12 protein-coding genes, 2 pseudogenes and 2 other annotated features are annotated in these 17,881 nt (G+C 46.4%); of the genes and pseudogenes, 6 read left to right on the forward strand and 8 right to left on the reverse strand.

Annotated elements, in window-relative coordinates:
- The first annotated feature begins 101 nt into the window (after nucleotides 1–101).
- From phoB to EL341_RS08175, 3 genes are all read left to right on the forward strand, one after another.
- The gene (phoB, locus tag EL341_RS08165; protein WP_047780932.1) at nucleotides 102–791 is read left to right on the forward strand and encodes a phosphate regulon transcriptional regulator PhoB; all 690 of its coding nucleotides are present in this window, start codon (nucleotides 102–104) and stop codon (nucleotides 789–791) included.
- Nucleotides 792–814: 23 nt separating this feature from the next.
- Nucleotides 815–2,101 carry a phosphate regulon sensor histidine kinase PhoR gene (phoR, locus tag EL341_RS08170; RefSeq protein WP_047780933.1) on the forward strand — a complete coding sequence of 429 codons (1,287 nt, stop codon included), beginning with the start codon at nucleotides 815–817 and terminating at the stop codon, nucleotides 2,099–2,101.
- Between the two features lie 136 nt (nucleotides 2,102–2,237).
- Nucleotides 2,238–2,813 (forward strand): type 1 glutamine amidotransferase family protein, encoded by a 576-nt coding sequence (locus EL341_RS08175; protein ID WP_114986588.1) that lies wholly within the window; start codon nucleotides 2,238–2,240, stop codon nucleotides 2,811–2,813.
- A gap of 6 nt (nucleotides 2,814–2,819) precedes the next feature.
- Here EL341_RS08175 and EL341_RS08180 read toward each other — a convergent pair whose 3' ends face one another.
- The 7 genes and pseudogenes from EL341_RS08180 to EL341_RS08210 all read right to left on the reverse strand — a co-directional run bounded on the left by EL341_RS08180 (nucleotide 2,820) and on the right by EL341_RS08210 (nucleotide 10,799).
- Nucleotides 2,820–3,740, reverse strand: coding sequence for an alpha/beta hydrolase family protein (locus EL341_RS08180; RefSeq protein ID WP_197723521.1), 921 nt, complete (start codon nucleotides 3,738–3,740; stop codon nucleotides 2,820–2,822).
- 196 nt (nucleotides 3,741–3,936) lie between these two features.
- Nucleotides 3,937–4,746 carry a tryptophan synthase subunit alpha gene (trpA, locus tag EL341_RS08185; protein ID WP_114986590.1) on the reverse strand — a complete coding sequence of 270 codons (810 nt, stop codon included), beginning with the start codon at nucleotides 4,744–4,746 and terminating at the stop codon, nucleotides 3,937–3,939.
- Nucleotides 4,746–5,936 carry a tryptophan synthase subunit beta gene (trpB, locus tag EL341_RS08190; RefSeq protein WP_047780936.1) on the reverse strand — a complete coding sequence of 397 codons (1,191 nt, stop codon included), beginning with the start codon at nucleotides 5,934–5,936 and terminating at the stop codon, nucleotides 4,746–4,748. The genes trpA and trpB overlap by 1 nt, the downstream gene beginning before the upstream one ends.
- Nucleotides 5,937–5,968: 32 nt before the next feature.
- Nucleotides 5,969–7,330: a bifunctional indole-3-glycerol-phosphate synthase TrpC/phosphoribosylanthranilate isomerase TrpF gene (gene trpCF, locus EL341_RS08195; RefSeq protein ID WP_114986591.1), complete on the reverse strand. Its 1,362-nt coding sequence runs from the start codon at nucleotides 7,328–7,330 to the stop codon at nucleotides 5,969–5,971.
- Nucleotides 7,331–7,333: 3 nt separating this feature from the next.
- Nucleotides 7,334–8,338 (reverse strand): annotated as a pseudogene (trpD, locus tag EL341_RS08200) (anthranilate phosphoribosyltransferase); the annotation flags it as partial.
- Between the two features lie 65 nt (nucleotides 8,339–8,403).
- Nucleotides 8,404–8,506 (reverse strand) — a sequence feature (Trp leader region).
- A 161-nt stretch (nucleotides 8,507–8,667) separates the two neighbouring features.
- Nucleotides 8,668–9,237: pseudogene (locus EL341_RS08205) on the reverse strand (glutamine amidotransferase-related protein); the annotation flags it as partial.
- Complete coding sequence (locus tag EL341_RS08210; protein ID WP_047780939.1) at nucleotides 9,237–10,799, reverse strand: anthranilate synthase component 1; 1,563 nt, start codon at nucleotides 10,797–10,799, stop codon at nucleotides 9,237–9,239. The gene EL341_RS08210 and the pseudogene EL341_RS08205, both read right to left, overlap by 1 nt.
- 55 nt (nucleotides 10,800–10,854) lie before the next feature.
- Nucleotides 10,855–10,957: a sequence feature (Trp leader region), on the reverse strand.
- 247 nt (nucleotides 10,958–11,204) lie between these two features.
- On the opposite strand from EL341_RS08210, the gene dbpA reads away from it, so the two are divergent.
- Together dbpA and EL341_RS08220 are read left to right on the forward strand one after the other, a co-directional pair.
- Nucleotides 11,205–12,590: an ATP-dependent RNA helicase DbpA gene (gene dbpA / locus EL341_RS08215; RefSeq protein ID WP_074822964.1), complete on the forward strand. Its 1,386-nt coding sequence runs from the start codon at nucleotides 11,205–11,207 to the stop codon at nucleotides 12,588–12,590.
- A 43-nt stretch (nucleotides 12,591–12,633) separates the two neighbouring features.
- Nucleotides 12,634–12,924 (forward strand): putative quinol monooxygenase, encoded by a 291-nt coding sequence (locus EL341_RS08220; protein ID WP_047780941.1) that lies wholly within the window; start codon nucleotides 12,634–12,636, stop codon nucleotides 12,922–12,924.
- A gap of 69 nt (nucleotides 12,925–12,993) precedes the next feature.
- Here the strand turns inward: EL341_RS08220 and rne are convergent, their stop codons facing one another.
- Entirely contained in the window at nucleotides 12,994–16,281 is a 3,288-nt protein-coding gene (gene rne, locus EL341_RS08225; RefSeq protein WP_074822961.1) for a ribonuclease E, read from the reverse strand.
- A gap of 604 nt (nucleotides 16,282–16,885) precedes the next feature.
- Between rne and rluC the strand changes: the two genes are divergently transcribed.
- Nucleotides 16,886–17,842: a 23S rRNA pseudouridine(955/2504/2580) synthase RluC gene (rluC, locus tag EL341_RS08230; protein ID WP_074823145.1), complete on the forward strand. Its 957-nt coding sequence runs from the start codon at nucleotides 16,886–16,888 to the stop codon at nucleotides 17,840–17,842.
- The last annotated feature ends 39 nt before the right edge of the window (nucleotides 17,843–17,881 follow it).

The following is a 17,881-nucleotide window of genomic DNA, read 5'->3' on the forward strand; positions in this document are numbered from 1 at the left end:
GTTAACGTCATAAAAATGTCATATATCTGTAGCATAATGCAAATGCACTATAATTATTCAACTTGCATTGTGTTGATAAAACAACAAAGAGCAGAGCCCGCATGATAAAACGCATACTGGTGGTTGAGGATGAAGCACCAATTCGGGAAATGATTTCTCTGGTTCTTGAACAGCATGGCTACCAATCTATTGAGGCAGCCGATATTTCTATTGCTCAAACGTTATTGACTGAACCATTTCCCGATCTGGTGTTATTGGATTGGATGTTGCCCGGTGGTTCAGGTATTCAACTGATTAAGTCTATGAAGCGGGAGGCCTTGACCCGCGATATCCCCATTGTGATGTTGACTGCCCGCGGCGAAGAAGAAGACCGAGTGCTGGGGCTGGAATCTGGCGCCGATGACTATGTTACCAAACCGTTTTCGCCAAAAGAATTATTGGCGCGTATTAAAGCGGTTATGCGCCGTAGTTCTCCGATGCCGGAACATGAATCTATTTCCTTTAACGGATTAATCCTTGACCCCTCATCGCACCGAGTGATGGCAAACGATGTGCCGCTGGAGATGGGGCCTACCGAGTATAAGTTATTACACTTCTTTATGAGCCATCCTGAGCGGGTATATAGCCGTGAGCAGTTGTTAAACCAAGTATGGGGAACCAACGTTTATGTTGAGGATCGTACGGTTGATGTATTTATGCGTCGTTTACGTAAAACGTTAGAGTCCAGCGGCTATGATAAAATGCTGCAAACCGTACGCGGTTCGGGCTACCGTTTTTCAACGCGCTTTTAACCTATCAAATTAGGGACGCCTTTGTGCTAGAACGTTTGTCGTGGAAGAAAATTGTTGTTGAATTATTGCTGTTTTGTCTTCCGGCGCTGTTACTTAGCCTGTTTATCGGTCATTTGACGCTGCTGTTATTGATCTCGGTATCTTGTGCGCTGCTGTGGCATTTTTATAACTTGCTCAAACTCTCTCGTTGGCTATGGCTGGATCGCAGCATTATGCCACCGCCGGGTAGAGGTAGCTGGGAGCCGTTATTTTATGGCTTATATCAGATGCAACATCGCAATCGACAGCGGCGTCGCGAATTGACCTCATTGATTAAGCGTTTTCGCAGTGGGGCCGAATCTTTACCGGATGCGGTCGTGCTGAGCACTGAGAGCGGGCATATCTTTTGGTGTAATCGGCTGGCACAGCAAATGTTGGGATTTCGCTGGCCGGAAGATAATGGTCAACATATTCTTAATTTAATTCGCTATCCGCAGTTTGCTGATTTTATTAATCATAAAGTTTTTGATGAGCCATTAACGCTGGGGTTTAACAATGGTAGTTATATTGAATTTCGAGTCATGTCCTATGATGAAGGCAATTTACTGATTTCTGCGCGAGATGTGTCGCAAGTACGCCAGTTGGAAGAGGTGCGACGTAAGTTTTTCACCAACGTTAGCCATGAACTGAAAACGCCATTAACTGTGCTGCAGGGGTATCTGGAGATGCTTGATGATGAAACCCGAGCGGATATACGCCAGAAAGCTTTAGCCAGTATGAAAGGGCAGACTGAACGAATGAGCAGTTTGGTCAATCAGCTCTTGACCCTATCACGTATTGAAGCCGCTCCTCGTTATCAGTTCAATGAAACAATCAACGTTCCGGTATTGCTGGATACCTTATTCCGTGAAGCTGAGATATTAAGCAATCAACGCCAGCAAATTCATTTTGATATTGAGCCACAGCTACAGGTTGCCGGTAATCAAGAACAGCTTTATAGCGCGATGTCTAATCTGGTGTATAACGCCATTAATCATACTCCCGAGGGAACAGAAATCCGCGTGAGTTGGTCATTAACGCCTCGCGGTGCAAAATTTAGCGTTAGAGATAATGGTTCCGGTATTAGTCGGGAGCATATTGCTCATCTGACGGAGCGTTTCTATCGGGTCGATCCATCACGTTCCAGCCAAACCGGCGGTAGCGGTTTGGGATTGGCGATTGTTAAACACGCTTTAAATCATCATGACTCACAGCTAAATATTGAAAGCCAGCCGGGTCAGGGCAGTGAGTTTAGTTTTGTTCTGCCATTGGGGCGAGTGATAGAAAAGTAAGAGGGTATACGTGTTTTTAAGGTGTAAACCTTTTGGTCAAGGTTGACTACTGACAGAAACTGACAGTCATGTTGATTATTCTATGTATTGCCGCAGGAATGAGAATTCCGCAAACCAATACCATCAAGGACACTCAATGAAACGCATTATTACTATTCTTACTGAGAATTTTTCTGATTGGGAAATTGCCTTAACCAATTCCGTCGGCCGTGGTTATTACGGTTTTGAGACGCGTTTTGCTACGCCTGGCGGTGTGCCGGTGACCTCTTCCAGCGGGATGCTGGTTACTCCACATTTAGCGATTGAAGACATTGCCCTCGATAGTTTTGATTTGCTAATTGTCTGTGGCGGGACTATTTGGCAAACCAATAAGGCGCCAGATATCAGCGAACTGCTTCTTGCCGCCCATAAGAAAAATATTGTGGTTGCCGGCATTTGCGATGGTACCCGAGTATTGGCACAAGCAGGATTGCTTGATCATCTTCGTCATACCTCCAATTCAGCAGAAAACTTATCTCAACTCAATTATGCCGGGGCGGCCTATTACCAAAATGTCCCTTATGCCGTTGCCGATCGTTATGTTGTCACGGCACCCGGTACCGCTCCAGTCAGCTTTATGGTGGAAGTTTTTGGCGCGTTGGGCATTGAGAGGGATGAAAATTTTAATTATTACCTGTCGATGTATGCTGCCGAACATAATAAAACAGCGTAGATAGCGTTAATTTTTTGTCGCTTGGCTAAGGGTTTTCGTCAAAAAACTCGCAATTTCCATGTTGATTTGTTGATGAATTGCCAGGCGATTTACATCTGGATTATCCAGGCATAAGGCGGATATCTCTCGCGCCATTTGCGGTGAGCAGGGTGCGAGAAAAGTGAAATGGCCAGCGTTTGGAATAATGTTTAATTGATTATCAGACTGTATATCGCGCGCAAGTGCTATCGCATTTTCATCAGGTGATAACTCCCGATCTTTTTCTCCAACGTATATCAGCATTGGAGCAGCGATCGATTTCAATTCTGTTGGCGGGAATACCACACTGAGCGGGGCAAGCAGCACAAACGAGCGAATACGTGGATCGGCAGTAGGGATAAGTTCGGGGCGATCGTGGTTTATTCGTCCCTGTGCTTCGCAAACGTGACGATCGTCAGGACGTCGGGAACAATAATCTTCGAGGCGAGAAAGAATAGGTTTTGCGCCAGCAAGGATAAGCCCAGTTGTTCCTCCTGCGGAAAAACCAATGAAGCCAATTCGTTTTGGGTCAATGTGTTGACTAAGCTCAAGGTCTTTCAGCGCGGCGGTCAAGGCGGCAGAAATTTGCAGAGGGCGGCCATAGATAGCACTGGTGGTGCCAACTCTGCGGGTATCTTGAAAGTTGTCACCAGGATGAGTCACGCTGACTACAATGTATCCTTGCCGCGTGAGAGATGACGCTAGGTCATGGTGACCCCACATGCTCCCCATATTCCCATGGGATATCAGGATCAAGGGATAGCGATTTTCTTCAATGGGTACTGAGCGAGAGGCTTCAATTTGATAAGGGCCAATCTGGGTCATTGCCGTTGAATTAGGGCTGGGGAAAAATGCTACGGCGGCCATCGGACGTTGATCTATCGGGTCATTCACTTCAAGTTTTTTCATTCCTACGCCATTGATGCTTCCGGCATTCACATTTGCAATGTAGAAAAAACATAGAAATAACATAGGTAATTTTTTTAACATATTGCGTAAACCCCATGAAGAGAAACTGAGTGCAACACCTATTTATCAACGGACTAGAATAAAAAATCGGAGAATAGTTACCCATTCTCCGATCGTTTTACTGAAATGAGAAAGATTAATTGCCGCGCGTGGCCGCTTTCATATTACGCACAAATTCAGCCAGCGTTTCCAATAGCACTTTTGGCTGTTGCTGATTCTGCTCAATAATTTTTACGATTGCCGAGCCAGAAATAGCTCCAGCAGCACCGCTATCCAGCGCATCTTTAACCTGTGCCGGTTCTGAAATGCCGAACCCTTGAATAGATGGCGCCGCATTATATTCCTTCAGTTTACTCACCAGATGTTCTAGTGGCTGATGGGCTTTATTCTCCGCACCGGTTACGCCTGCGCGCGAGAGTAGGTAGGTATATCCGCGGCCGTGAGAAGCGATCTGACGCAGTAAATCATCATCGGCATTCGGTGGGCAAATAAAGATAGGTAAAATGCCGTGACGTTGAGCGGATAGACGGAATGGTGTTGATTCCTCCATCGGCGCATCAGCTACCAGTACCGAATCAACTCCAACATCGGCACAGCGCTGATAGAAATCGTCAATTCCACGGGTAAATACCAGATTGGCATACATCAGTAAACCAATAGGAATCTCTGGATATTTCGCCCGAATTTTCGCCAGCAGGTCAAAGCAAAGTGACGGCGTCACTCCAGCGTCAAAGGCGCGTAGGGTCGCGCTTTGGATGGTTGGACCATCTGCCAGTGGGTCGGAGAAAGGGATACCCAGCTCCAGAGCATCGGCACCGGCGGCAACTAAGGTATCGATAATCTGTAGTGAAAGCTCAGGGTTAGGATCGCCTAAGGTAACAAAGGGAATGAATGCACCTTCATTTTTAGTCGCCAGACGATTAAAAAGCTGTTGATAACGATTCATTAGATTTCTCCCCGCGCTTGCAAAATATCATGGACGGTAAAAATGTCTTTATCTCCACGTCCTGATAGGTTAACCACCAAAATCTGTTCTTTTTCAGGTTCGGCAGCAATCATTTTTAAGGCATAGGCCAGAGCGTGAGAAGACTCCAGTGCAGGAATAATACCTTCGCGGCGAGAGAGCAGTTTAAAGGCTTCTAAGGCTTCGTCATCAGTAATGGAAACGTATTCCGCACGGCCAATACTGTCCAGATAAGCATGCTGTGGCCCAACGGATGGGAAGTCCAGACCTGCGGAGATAGAGTAAGACTCTTCAATCTGACCTTCATTGGTTTGCATCATTGGGGATTTCATACCGAAATAGATGCCCACACGACCGTGTTTCAACGTAGCGCCGTGCTGACCGGTTTCGATACCGAGTCCTGCCGGTTCAACACCAATCAATCTCACGCTGCTTTCATCAATGAAATCAGCAAACATACCGATAGCGTTAGAGCCACCGCCAATACAGGCTAAAACCGCATCTGGCAGGCAATCTTCACGCTCTTTCATCTGTGCTTTGGTTTCTTCACCAATCATGCGTTGGAACTCGCGAACCATCGTAGGGTACGGATGTGGGCCAGCGGCGGTACCGAGTAGGTAGTGTGCTTTTTCATAGCTACCAGACCAGTCGCGTAATGCTTCATTACAGGCATCTTTCAGGGTTGCTGAACCACTGTGAACTGGAATCACTTCGGCACCCATCAGGCGCATTCTGAAGACGTTAGGTGACTGACGCTGTACGTCTTTAGCCCCCATATAGATACGACATTTCAAGTCCAGTAACGCACAAGCCAGTGCGGTGGCTACGCCGTGCTGACCGGCACCGGTCTCGGCAATAATTTCGGTTTTACCCATGCGTTTGGCCAGCAAAGCCTGACCTAATACCTGATTGGTCTTATGTGCGCCGCCATGCAATAAATCTTCACGCTTGAGGTAAAGTTTAGTTTTGGTGCCTGCGGTTAAATTACGACACAGGGTGAGGGGCGTTGGCCGACCGGCATAGTTGGTTAATAGTTCTTGAAACTCACTGTGAAAGGCCGGATCGCGTTGTGCGCTGACAAAGGCTTCTTCCAATTGCTGTAAAGCCGGCATAAGAATTTGTGGTACATACATCCCACCAAATTCGCCGAAATAGGGGTTAAGTAATGTCATTTGATATCCCTTGTCTTCTACTTTTATCGTTATTAATACTGACGTAGTATGCTGAATACTGCGTTAATTTTCGCTATATCTTTATGGCCCGGCTGACTTTCCAAACCGGAGTTGAAATCCAAGCCACAACAACCCAGCTCAACTGCATCAGTGACGTTGGTCGGGTTTAAACCACCGGCCAAAACAATATTGTGCAGTTGCTGGTCTTTAAGCAGTTGCCAATCAAATGCCTGCCCCGTTCCACCTGCGCCGTTATCCAGCAGATAGTGGTCAATATCGGGATTGTTTAATTCTGGCAGTGTGTCGGTTACGCTTTGTGCTTTCCAGATCTGGCAGTGTTGCGGAAGGCGGGCACGTAGATCAGCAATATATTGAGCATCTTCATTACCATGCAACTGAATCACCGAAAGGTTCAGTCGTTCAGTCGCCAGAGTGATGGCTTCCAGTTGTGCATTGCTGAAAACGCCTACCCATTTTAGCGGTGCTGCCGCGACGACTTTTTCCGCTTGAACTAAGTCGATATAGCGTGGTGATTTACCGACAAAGATTAAACCGCCATAAACTGCACCCGCATTGTAAGCGGCGGTGGCATCTTCCTCACGGGTCAGACCACATACTTTATTCGCACCAAAAATAATACGACGAATAGCCAAGTCTAGTTCAGGTTCTGACATCAGCGCGCTACCGATCAGGAACCCATTGGCATATTGGCTCAGTTCGCGAATTTGCTGATAATTATGGATACCTGACTCACTGATCACAATTGTTGATGCCGATAGCCGTGGCGCCATGGTGCGCGTGCGGTTAAGGTCAATGGACAGGTCGCGTAAATCCCGATTATTAATACCGACAACTCGGGCTTGTAAATCAATGGCGCGCTGTAGTTCCTCTTCATTGCTGACCTCAGTCAGCACGCCCATATTGAGGGAGTGGGCAACGGCAGCCAGAGCGGTGTATTGTTCATCATCCAGTACTGAAAGCATCAACAGTATGGCATCAGCCTGATAGAAGCGTGCCAGATAGATCTGATAAGCATCAATAATAAAGTCTTTACATAAGACTGGCTGATGGACTTGATTGCTAACCATCGTCAGGTAATCAAAACTACCTTGAAAATATTTTTCATCGGTCAGTACTGAAATGACGGAAGCAAAGTTGCGGTAACTTTCAGCGATGGCTCGCGGATCAAAGTTCTGACGAATCAGTCCCTTTGATGGCGATGCCTTTTTGCATTCCAGGATAAATACCGCGTTATCGCTGGTTAAGGCCTGATAGAAGTTCCGTTCACTGGCAACAATCTTATGACGAAAATTCTCAAGAGGCTGTTGTTGACGTCGCTCAGCTAACCATAGTTGTTTGTCACGTACAATGCGTGTTAAAACCGTTTCCTGCATCATTTATCCTCTCGCTGCCAGGGCTTGAACGCGTTCAAAAGCAGCGCCACTATTAATTATATCCATTGCCCGTTGTGTGTTAATACGCAGATCGTCCTGTCCGAAAAGTCTCATTAATACTGCCACATTGGCCGCAACCGCAGAAGCGTGAGCTAATTCGCCTTTACCTTGTAGTAAGCGGGACAAAATGTCACGGTTTTCTTCAGGTGTTCCACCTTCCAGGTCGGATAGGGTGAACTGATTAAGGCCAAAATCCCGATGGGTTAATTCATAGCATTCAATCTCGCCATTGCGTAATTCTGCAACTTGAGTGGGTGCATGAATTGCGACTTCATCCATACCCCCACCGTGTACCACTGCGGCCTGCTGATAGCCTAATACTTTTAACGTTTCGGCAATCGGGCGAACCAACTCAGGGCTGTAAACACCAATCAGCGCCTTTTGTGGACGAGCGGGATTGATTAGCGGCCCCAGAACATTAAATAACGTCCGGGTTTTTAACTGTTGACGTACCGGTATCGCGTGGCGAAAACCGGTGTGATATTGAGGTGCAAACAGAAAACAAACGCCTAAATCGTCCAGCGCCTGACGAGAAGCCTCAGCGGGTAAATCCAGTTTAATCCCCAAAGCAGCCAGTAAGTCAGACGATCCTGAGCGGCTGGAAACGCTGCGGTTACCGTGTTTGGCAATTTTGATGCCGCATGCGGCGGCGACAAAGGCACTGGCGGTTGAAATATTAATGCTGTTGGTACCGTCTCCACCGGTGCCGACGATGTCGGCAAAATCATATTCCGGGCGAGGGAATGGTTGAGCATCGGCTAAGAAGGCTGTCGCGGCACCGGCAATTTCATCTGGTGTTTCACCACGAATTTTCATGCTGATTAAAGCCGCAGCCAACTGAGAAGACTCTAGCTCCCCACGCGCAATACCACGGAAAAGAGCCTGACTTTCCTGCTGAGTTAAAGATTCGGCTCGGAATAATTTGTTGAGGATAGGTTGCATATTGTTTTGTGTTTGCATGTTATTTCCGCCGATGTCATTCATTATTTTTCTTTTATGGAAAGTCGTATTCAATAAAAAAGCCCGCATATTGCGGGCTTCTGGCTAATTGCTTTATCTGATGACAAATTGCTGCAAGTAGGCCGCCCGCTAAAGGAGAGGTCGCCACCAACGATTTAAAACGATTTGAACTGTCATCATGATTTTGCCTGTATTAAATGATTCACTGAACTTGTGTACTAGTAAACTAGTTTGATGGGTTATTGTCAACTAATTTAGCCATAAAAAAATAAAAATATTGCTCATCGTGCTTAGCAAGACTTTTCGACTTACGACAGCGCCCACTCAAGAGTTTGATCCAGCAAACGGGCTCCTTGAGTGGTTAAGATTGACTCTGGGTGAAATTGAAAACCACAAACTTTATCCTCGTCGTTTCGTACTGCCATCACCATCTGGTTAACGTGCGCATTAACCGTTAACCCCGTAGGAATATGGCTGCCAACCAAAGAATGATAGCGGGCCACGGGCAATGGTGAAGGTAGGCCAGTAAACATTGCTAAACCATCATGGGTAATGAGAGAGGATTTGCCATGCAGTATTTCACCAGCTTGGCTGACGATACCACCATAAGCCTCAACAATGGCTTGGTGGCCAAGACAAATTCCGATGATGGGTAATTTTCCCCGCAGCTGCTGCAACAATTGTGGCATACATCCGGCTTCTGATGGTTTTCCCGGACCGGGAGACAGCATCAGGATCGGTTTATTCATCTGACCAAGACGCTCAATAATCAGTTCAGCGGGCACCACATTACGATAAATAGTGACCTTATGACCGCCGGATCGCAGTTGATCCACCAAGTTATAGGTAAAGGAATCAATATTATCGAGTAATAAAATATCAGCCATCAGAAAATCTCCTTAGCCTGATGAGCTGTGGCAATCGCTCTCAATACGGCTCGGGCTTTGCTGCGGGTTTCATCCGCCTCAGCCTGTGGGTTAGAGTCAAGCACAACGCCTGCGCCAGCCTGAATGGTTGCGATGCCATCTTCAACATAGGCAGAACGAATAACGATACAGGTATCAAGATCGCCATGGGCAGTAATATAGCCAACCGCGCCACCATAGCTGCCGCGGCGCACCCCTTCATATTGGGCAATAAGCTGCATGGCTCTAACTTTTGGCGCACCACTGAGCGTGCCCATATTCATACAGGCTTGATAGGCGTGTAAGGCATCAAGATCGTTTCTGAGCGTGCCGACCACCCTTGAAACCAGATGCATGACAAAAGAGTAGCGATCAACTTTGGTCAAATCGGCTACATATCGACTACCGGCCTCACAAATTCTGGCTAAATCATTACGGGCTAAGTCAACGAGCATGATGTGTTCAGCCAGTTCTTTATGATCGGTACGCATATCTAGCTCGAAGCGGCTGTCTAAATCTTTATCCAGAGAACCATCGGCACGTCGGCCACGAGGACGCGTACCCGCAATCGGATAAATTTCTATCTGACGGTTCTCGGAAGAATACTTAAGGGCGCTCTCAGGAGATGCGCCAAATAGGGAGAAGTCTTCATCCTGCATAAAGAACATATAAGGACTTGGATTACTCTCTTTTAATGTCTGATAAGCGGCCAGTGGAGAAGGGCAAGGCAGCATAAAGCGGCGAGAAGGGACGACCTGAAAAATATCACCGTGACGAATAGATTGTTGTAACTGACGAACGATATCGCCATATTCCTCATCGCTGCGGTCGCAAGTTAACGTCATATCAGCAATGGTTGGTGCGGCGATCGTTGAGGCTGGGTGACTTAGCTGTTCTTTTAATTGAGCTAAACGTATTTCCAGTCGTTTCTGTTCATTCGCATCCTGATTAAACAGGCTAGCTTGCAAACGGGATACACCGTTCTGATGATCGAGAATCAATAACGTTTCGGCTAAATAAAAGCAGAAGTCTGGACAGCGCCGGTCGCTGTGTAATGCGGGTAAATTCTCAAATTCTGCAACCAAATCGTAAGCAAATAGCCCACCTAAGAGCATCGCTTCGCGCTGATCTTGCGGGACATTGACCAGCACCAACAGTTGACGTAATGCATCAAATACCGAAACCGATTTTAAACGTGCATCCTCATCCAGAAGGTCGTTATTGGTGGGATAAACCAGTTCTCGCCTGTGATGACTTATGTGATTTTCCACACCTGCTGGCAACTGGTTATCGAGTAACATCAGTAGGGCGTTACCATTGTCGGTTAAAGCACGTAATGTTACACGGTTGCCTTCCGCAGTAATGCGTAACGCGCTGTCAATCACTAACAGACTCTTTAAATTTTGTTTACTGTCTACTTCGGCTGACTCAAGTAGCAACGTCGCTGGGCGGTTATTGCATAACTGGGTAAAGATTGCCGTAGGATCGCTCCGATAAGGCGTCTCTGCGGTGAGTAATTGCAAGGTCGGTTTATGTGTTTGCATGGTTATACGCCGATTTAAATGTTTCTGTTGAGCATGTGCATGTCATTTTCAGGCAATAAAAAAGCCCACATTTTGCGGGCTCTGGCTATGTTGCTTTATCTGATGACAAATTGATGCAAGCAGGCCACCCGCTAAGGGATGAATCGCCACCAATCAATCATTGTTGCAGTGCATGTCATCATGATAATTACCTGATTATTGTGTTTGATAATTTGTACTAGTAAACTAGTTTTATGGATTAGTGTCAACTGTTTTTAGTCACCCTTGGTTATTTGTCATAATCAAACGAACGGCAGGAAAATAAGCGCAGAGGAATTGGCATCAATAGCAAGGAAAGTCTGTTAATATTTACCCTTCGTCTGGTATTTAATCCAGCCTATTTATTTTGTGTAAAAAGAGCTTATCGTGAGTACAACATTATCTTTTTCCGATCTATCACTGCCCGAAGAACAAGTTACTAATTTAAATGAATTAGGGTATGCGCAAATGACGCCCATTCAGGCGGCCTCGTTACCCGCTATTCTACAGGGGAAGGATGTTGTCGCTCAGGCGAAAACCGGCAGTGGTAAAACGGCCGCCTTTGGTATTGGCTTGCTTAACGCTATTCAGGTAGGGGAGTTTCGTACTCAAGCTCTGGTACTTTGTCCTACCCGAGAGTTGGCGGATCAGGTCAGTAAAGAGTTAAGGCGTTTGGCCAGATATCTTGCCAATATTAAAGTGCTGACTTTATGTGGTGGTCAACCGATGGGTCAGCAGATCGATTCATTAGCTCATCCGGCCCATATCATTGTAGGAACGCCAGGGCGGATTCAGGACCATTTGCGCAAGGGAAACTTAACGCTGAATGACTTGAAGGTGCTGGTCTTGGATGAAGCGGATAGAATGCTGGATATGGGTTTTTCTGATGAAGTGAATAATATCATCAGTCAGACGCCAACACAGCGTCAAACGTTGCTTTTCTCTGCCACGTATCCCGTGGATATCGAAAAGATGAGCGCCAATGTTCAGCGTTCTCCGCAACGTATTATTATCGAGTCGGCGGACGATCGCATTCACATTGAGCAGCAGTTTTTTGAGGTTAGTTCATCGCAGCGTATCAGCTTGCTACAAAAAATATTGTCACACTATCAGCCGCAATCTTGCGTCATCTTCTCTAATACGAAAAGAGACTGTCAGGAAATCGCTGACGCGTTAAGCACCTCTGGCAATAGCGTATTAGCGCTACATGGTGATTTGGAACAGCGGGACCGGGAAAGGGTTTTAGTGCAGTTCGCTAATTTAAGCTGCCGAGTACTGGTCGCAACGGATGTGGCGGCTCGTGGCCTGGATATCAAAGAATTACCGTTAGTAATAAATTTCGAGCTGCCTTACGATCCAGAAGTCTATGTTCATCGTATCGGTCGAACTGGCCGAGCGGGTGCAGAAGGAATGGCTTTTAGTTTCTGTACGGTAAATGAGTTACAACGGGCTCACGCGATTGAAGATTATTTATCTGAGTCGTTGGAGTGGAGAGATTCGGCAACACTAAACCATGCGGATATTCAGCCGGTGGTTGCGGATATGATGACCTTAAATATTGACGGTGGGCGTAAAGCGAAAATGCGTCCGGGGGATATTTTAGGGGCATTAACCGGCGATGCGGGATTAACAGCGGCAGAAGTCGGTAAGATTGCCATATTTGATACTCAAGCTTATGTTGCTATCCGACGTAAAAGTGCTAAAAATGCATTGGAACGTTTACGTAATGGAAAAATTAAAGGTAAAAACTACCGGGTATGGTTAATTAAGTAATTTGATTTTTAGGCATTCAATAAACATATGTTAAGGAATTTAAATGAGTGAAATAACCATTGTTGCTACATTGACGATTAAGAGTGATTTTCAGGCACCGTTAATGGAACAGTTAAAGAAACTGGTTGATAGCAGCCGTGCTGAAGAAGGGTGCCTTCAGTATGATTTACACCAGGATAAAGAGAATCCTTTAGTGTATGTATTTATTGAACGTTGGGCCTCACAACCTATTCTCGATGCACATAACCAGTCTGAGCACTTTACTTCATTTGCTCAGTTCACCAAGGGTAAAATTGAATCGCTGAATATTAACCTGATGAGCAAAGTCTACTAATTTCTCTTCGGTTTCTGGCAATAAAAAACCCGCATTATGCGGGTTTTTTGTTTTCATTGATTAATGAGATTAATCATCAATCGGGGCAGGTCTTGCCGCTGGCGCAGCCGCGTGATTAGTGGCTGCATGGCCGCCAGCAGAACCTTTACCCGCGAATGCTTCAGTAGGTAAAGTAGCAGGGGTTTCAACAACGGCTACCGTTTCAGATACCACAGTTACTGGTTGTTCTGCCAATACTTCAGCTTCAGGCATGACAGGTCTGGAGACTGGAGAACTGGCAACCTGAACGGGGTTAATGGTATTCACTTCAGCATCCGCGACCGGTGATTTAACGTCTTCAACGATTGGGGTTGGCTGTTGTACAACGGCTTCAACCACAGGCTCTGCGTGATATGAAGGTGATGCAGCCGGCGCCGAAGACGTACCTGCATGAATAGAAGGCGTAGCAACGACTGATGTTGTTGGTTCCGTGATCGTGTTGACAACCTGTGGTTCAGGGTTGCTGACGGTAACACTTTCTTCAACAACAGCGGATTCTTGTGGTGCTTCAACCACTGGAGAAACCACTTCATCAGATTGAGTTTCAACATGAGCGACTGCTGCCGGTGTTTCAACTATTGTTGAAGCTTCATTAACTACCACTTCAACTTTTTCTGCTGCATTGACGACAGAGGATTCCACTGTTTCAGCGACGACGCTGGTAACAACGATTTCCGGCTGTGTAATACGCTTCTCGGCGTTATTTGCTGCTTCCAAGGCTTCAATAGGTTCGAACGCTTTCGGTTGTTCAACGGCTAACGCTGCGTAATTGATAAACACTTTACCCGATGCCAGTTCAGGTGATGCCGCTGCTGTAGCTAATGGCATCGGTGAAACGGTTGGATAACGTTCGTCACGATAACGACGACGACGTTGGCCGCTAACGCGAAGGTGACGCGGCGAACGGCGAGAACGGCGCGGCATACCATTAGCATCATTGGTATTATTGCCGTTATTATAACCATTCTTATCGCTGTCAGACTCGGTAGTGAGTCCTGCTTCTTCAGGTTTGTTCACTGCAGCAGGTTGCGGTAGCAATTTAACCTCTTCAACCATTGCAATCATGGTTTCAGGTTTAACTGCGTCGCTATTGCTTTCTGTTTGCTCAGTTTGTGCCGCAACACGAACTTTCTGGTTTACTTGGCGGCGTTGACGACGTTGAGCTGGAACCGATGCAGGCTTCTCTTCTTCAACTACAACTACGTTCTCAACAATGCTGGCTTCTACCTGCTCATTTTGTTGAGTTTGCGTTTGCTGTTGACGTTTATCTTCGTTACGACGACGCTGGCGTTCTGCTCGAGTTTCACGACGGTTCTCATCGCGAGGGGCGGTGGCTGTCGCATTCTGAGCGGTATCGGTCGTTGCTTGTTGAGGCTGACGATTGTTACGACGTGAATCTTGGTTGTTATCACGATTCTGACGGTCGTTATTACGATCGCTATTACGGTCGTTGTTACGTTCACCGTTACGGTCATTGCGGTCGTTATTACGATCGCGACGATTATTGTTGCGACGGTTGTTGTTACGACGATCTTGCTGGTTATAGCTAGATTTTTCCGACGCAGCCTTTTCAGGTTGGGCTGGAGCTGTTTCGGCCGGTGCTAAGATACTTTTCAGACCGCTAACCAAACGAGAGAACAGGCCAGGCGCAGCAGGTGCGGTTACCGCAGGTGCTGTGGTGACCACTTTTTTCTCTTCAACCGGAGCTGACTCTGTCGGCAGTGAGAAACTGGCCAGTGCAGGTTGCTCTGGGATTTTGCGCTCGTGTACGGTTTCTTCTTCCGACTCGGTTTCCGCTTCATGCAATTGTGGCAACATGTAGCTTAATACATGGCTTTCTTCGCCTGGTTTCTTACGGATAACTTCGTAATGTGGTGTATCCATACGTTCATTAGGCACAACCACCACGCGAACTTTACCACCGGAACGACGTTCAATGGCATTCACTGATTCACGCTTTTCGTTCAACAGATAAGACGCAACTTGAACCGGAACGATAGCATCAACTTCTTTGGTGTTATCTTTTAACGCTTCTTCTTCGATTAAACGCAGAATCGAGAGCGCCAGAGATTCGTTATCGCGAACGGTACCGGTACCGCTACAGCGAGGGCACACATGATGGCTCGACTCTCCCAAAGATGGGCTTAGACGCTGGCGTGACATTTCCAGTAGGCCAAAACGTGAAATACGGCCGATTTGAATGCGCGCACGATCCTGACGAACCGCATCACGTAAACGGTTTTCAACTTCGCGCTGATGGCGAATTGGCGTCATATCGATAAAGTCGATGACGATTAAACCACCCAAGTCACGAAGACGTAATTGGCGAGCAATCTCATCTGCGGCTTCCAGGTTGGTATTAAAGGCAGTTTCTTCAATATCGCCACCGCGTGTAGAACGGGCGGAGTTAATATCAATGGCCGTTAAGGCTTCAGTGGTATCGATAACGATAGAGCCACCGGAAGGCAAACGAACTTCACGTTGGAAGGCAGATTCGATTTGCGATTCGATTTGATAGTGGCTAAACAGCGGGATTTCACCGGTGTAAGACTTGATTTTGCTGCTGAAGTCAGGACGACCAAGAGCGGCGATATGTTCTTTGGCCAGGTCGAGAACTTTAATATTATCGATCAGGATTTCGCCGATATCCGGGCGTAAATAGTCACGGAAGGCGCGAACGATAACGTTACTTTCTTGATGGATCAGGAATGGAGCAGGGCGACTCTCTGCGGCTTTCTTGATTGCTTCCCAGTGTTTTAAACGGAAAGAAAGATCCCACTGTAATGCTTCAGCGGATTTACCAACGCCAGCAGTACGGACGATAAGGCCCATACCGTTAGGAATTTCTAGTGAATCTAATGCTTCTTTCAGTTCCTGACGATCGTCACCTTCAATACGACGGGAAATACCACCGGCGCGAGGGTTGTTGGGCATCAGAACTAAATAACTGCCGGCCAGACTAATAAAGGTTGTTAGTGCTGCGCCTTTATTTCCACGCTCTTCTTTATCAACTTGAACAATAACTTCCTGACCGACGTGCAGAACATCTTTAATGTTCGGACGACCAGAGCTTGAATTGGAGGAGAAATATTCGCGGGAAATTTCTTTAAATGGGAGGAAACCGTGTCGTTCAGCGCCGTAATCAACAAATGCTGCTTCCAGACTTTGTTCAACACGGGTAATTTTACCTTTATAAATATTGGCTTTCTTTTGCTCGTGCCCTGGACTTTCAATATCTAAATCGTACAGACGTTGCCCGTCAACTAAGGCTACACGCAACTCTTCCTGCTGAGTTGCGTTAATCAACATTCTTTTCATCAAAAAATACTCATTCTTTTATATTGTCAATTGAGTCTACGCATAGGGGAACTAATGGACAGAGTTAACCGACGGCCCCGAGTCTTATCGCAAAATCGTCAACCTCACGGTTGTCGCCTGCACAGGGGCGCATATCTCGGTAAGCCTGCATTTCTTTGTGAAAGCAGCGCTTTTTATCCAGGAAAACCGTTTCTAAATTTAGCTGTAGAAATCGGACCCTTTTACCATCCAAGCCACTACCCGTAGCTCGCTAATTGCCTGATACTCATTGTGTCTTACGCCATTGCTGCACTATCTGAGCGATCTGCAAATCTTATTTTTTGCCTGTTACCTCACGTTAGGGGGGATGCAAGGCAGAAAATCAGCCACATTATCAACTGCCAACAGCATTATGGCAAGGTGACTTTTACTCTTCTGCATAATAATGTAAAAAGCGTGTTAAAATCATGTCGCACACAAGCCCATATACTGGAACTGTGGCGAAAATTTGCTACACGTATCTCACTTATTTTATTGCTCAAATAGTGTTATTTATAAGTGTAGTCATTAAAACAATTTAATAAGGACATATTTAGCAAAAATTGATCGTGCTAGAATGACCGCCATGAAAACAAGTCATCCAACCGTACAAATAGTGACCATCACTGCCGATACCGCCGGACAGCGTATTGATAACTTTTTGAGAAGCATGCTAAAAGGTGTGCCAAAAAGTATGATTTACCGGGTTCTGCGTAAAGGTGAAGTGCGCGTCAATAAAAAACGTATCAAGCCTGAATATAAACTGGAAGATGGCGATATTATTCGCATTCCGCCAGTTAGAGTTGCTGAACGTGAAGAATCGCCTGTTTCAGCCAAATTAGATAAAGTCGCTGTACTGGAAAGCTGCATCCTGTATGAAGACGATCATATTTTGGTGCTGAATAAACCATCCGGTACTGCGGTGCACGGCGGCAGCGGTTTAAGCTTTGGTGTGATTGAAGGATTACGAGCATTAAGACCAGATGCCAAATTTCTGGAGCTGGTTCATCGCTTGGATCGGGAAACCTCTGGGGTTTTACTGGTCGCGAAAAAACGTTCTGCGCTGAGATCGTTACATGAACAGCTACGTTTAAAAACCATGCAGAAAGATTATCTGGCACTGGTTCGTGGTCAGTGGCAGTCCCATTGTAAGGTCGTTCAGGCGCCGCTGTTGAAAAACGTTTTACAGAGCGGTGAACGTATCGTCAGAGTTAATGTGGAAGGTAAACCTTCTGAAACCCGTTTTAAAGTAGAAGAGCGTTTTGAACATGCCTCGCTGGTCAAAGCCAGCCCTGTTACTGGGCGCACCCATCAAATTCGGGTTCATACGCTGCATGCCGGGCATCCCATTGCCTTCGATGATCGCTATGGAGATAGGGAGTTTGACGGTCAGCTAGCGGATACTGGGCTGAACCGGCTATTTTTGCATGCCTCATCACTGCGATTTGAACATCCTGCTACGGGTGAAACTCAGCGAGTGGAAGCGCCGCTAGATAAAGTATTGAACCGTTGTCTGACGGTTTTACGTGCTAAAAAGCAATAATTGAAAAACTTAACCACCCTTAATTTCCTTGAAATCACT

Origin of the sequence: Pragia fontium, from assembly GCF_900638655.1 — a bacterium.
Lineage (GTDB): Bacteria > Pseudomonadota > Gammaproteobacteria > Enterobacterales > Enterobacteriaceae > Pragia > Pragia fontium.

Excerpts from the sequence above, each read along its gene's own strand:
- rne (WP_074822961.1), bottom strand. The coding sequence starts at position 16,281 with ATGAAAAGAATGTTGATTAACGCAACTCAGCAGGAAGAGTTGCGTGTA.
- trpB (WP_047780936.1), bottom strand. The coding sequence starts at position 5,936 with ATGACATTACTTAACCCCTATTTCGGCGAATTTGGTGGGATGTATGTA.
- EL341_RS08180 (WP_197723521.1), bottom strand. The coding sequence starts at position 3,740 with ATGAAAAAACTTGAAGTGAATGACCCGATAGATCAACGTCCGATGGCC.
- EL341_RS08175 (WP_114986588.1), top strand. The coding sequence starts at position 2,238 with ATGAAACGCATTATTACTATTCTTACTGAGAATTTTTCTGATTGGGAA.
- phoB (WP_047780932.1), top strand. The coding sequence starts at position 102 with ATGATAAAACGCATACTGGTGGTTGAGGATGAAGCACCAATTCGGGAA.
- EL341_RS08220 (WP_047780941.1), top strand. The coding sequence starts at position 12,634 with ATGAGTGAAATAACCATTGTTGCTACATTGACGATTAAGAGTGATTTT.
- trpA (WP_114986590.1), bottom strand. The coding sequence starts at position 4,746 with ATGAATCGTTATCAACAGCTTTTTAATCGTCTGGCGACTAAAAATGAA.
- trpCF (WP_114986591.1), bottom strand. The coding sequence starts at position 7,330 with ATGCAGGAAACGGTTTTAACACGCATTGTACGTGACAAACAACTATGG.
- rluC (WP_074823145.1), top strand. The coding sequence starts at position 16,886 with ATGAAAACAAGTCATCCAACCGTACAAATAGTGACCATCACTGCCGAT.
- EL341_RS08210 (WP_047780939.1), bottom strand. The coding sequence starts at position 10,799 with ATGCAAACACATAAACCGACCTTGCAATTACTCACCGCAGAGACGCCT.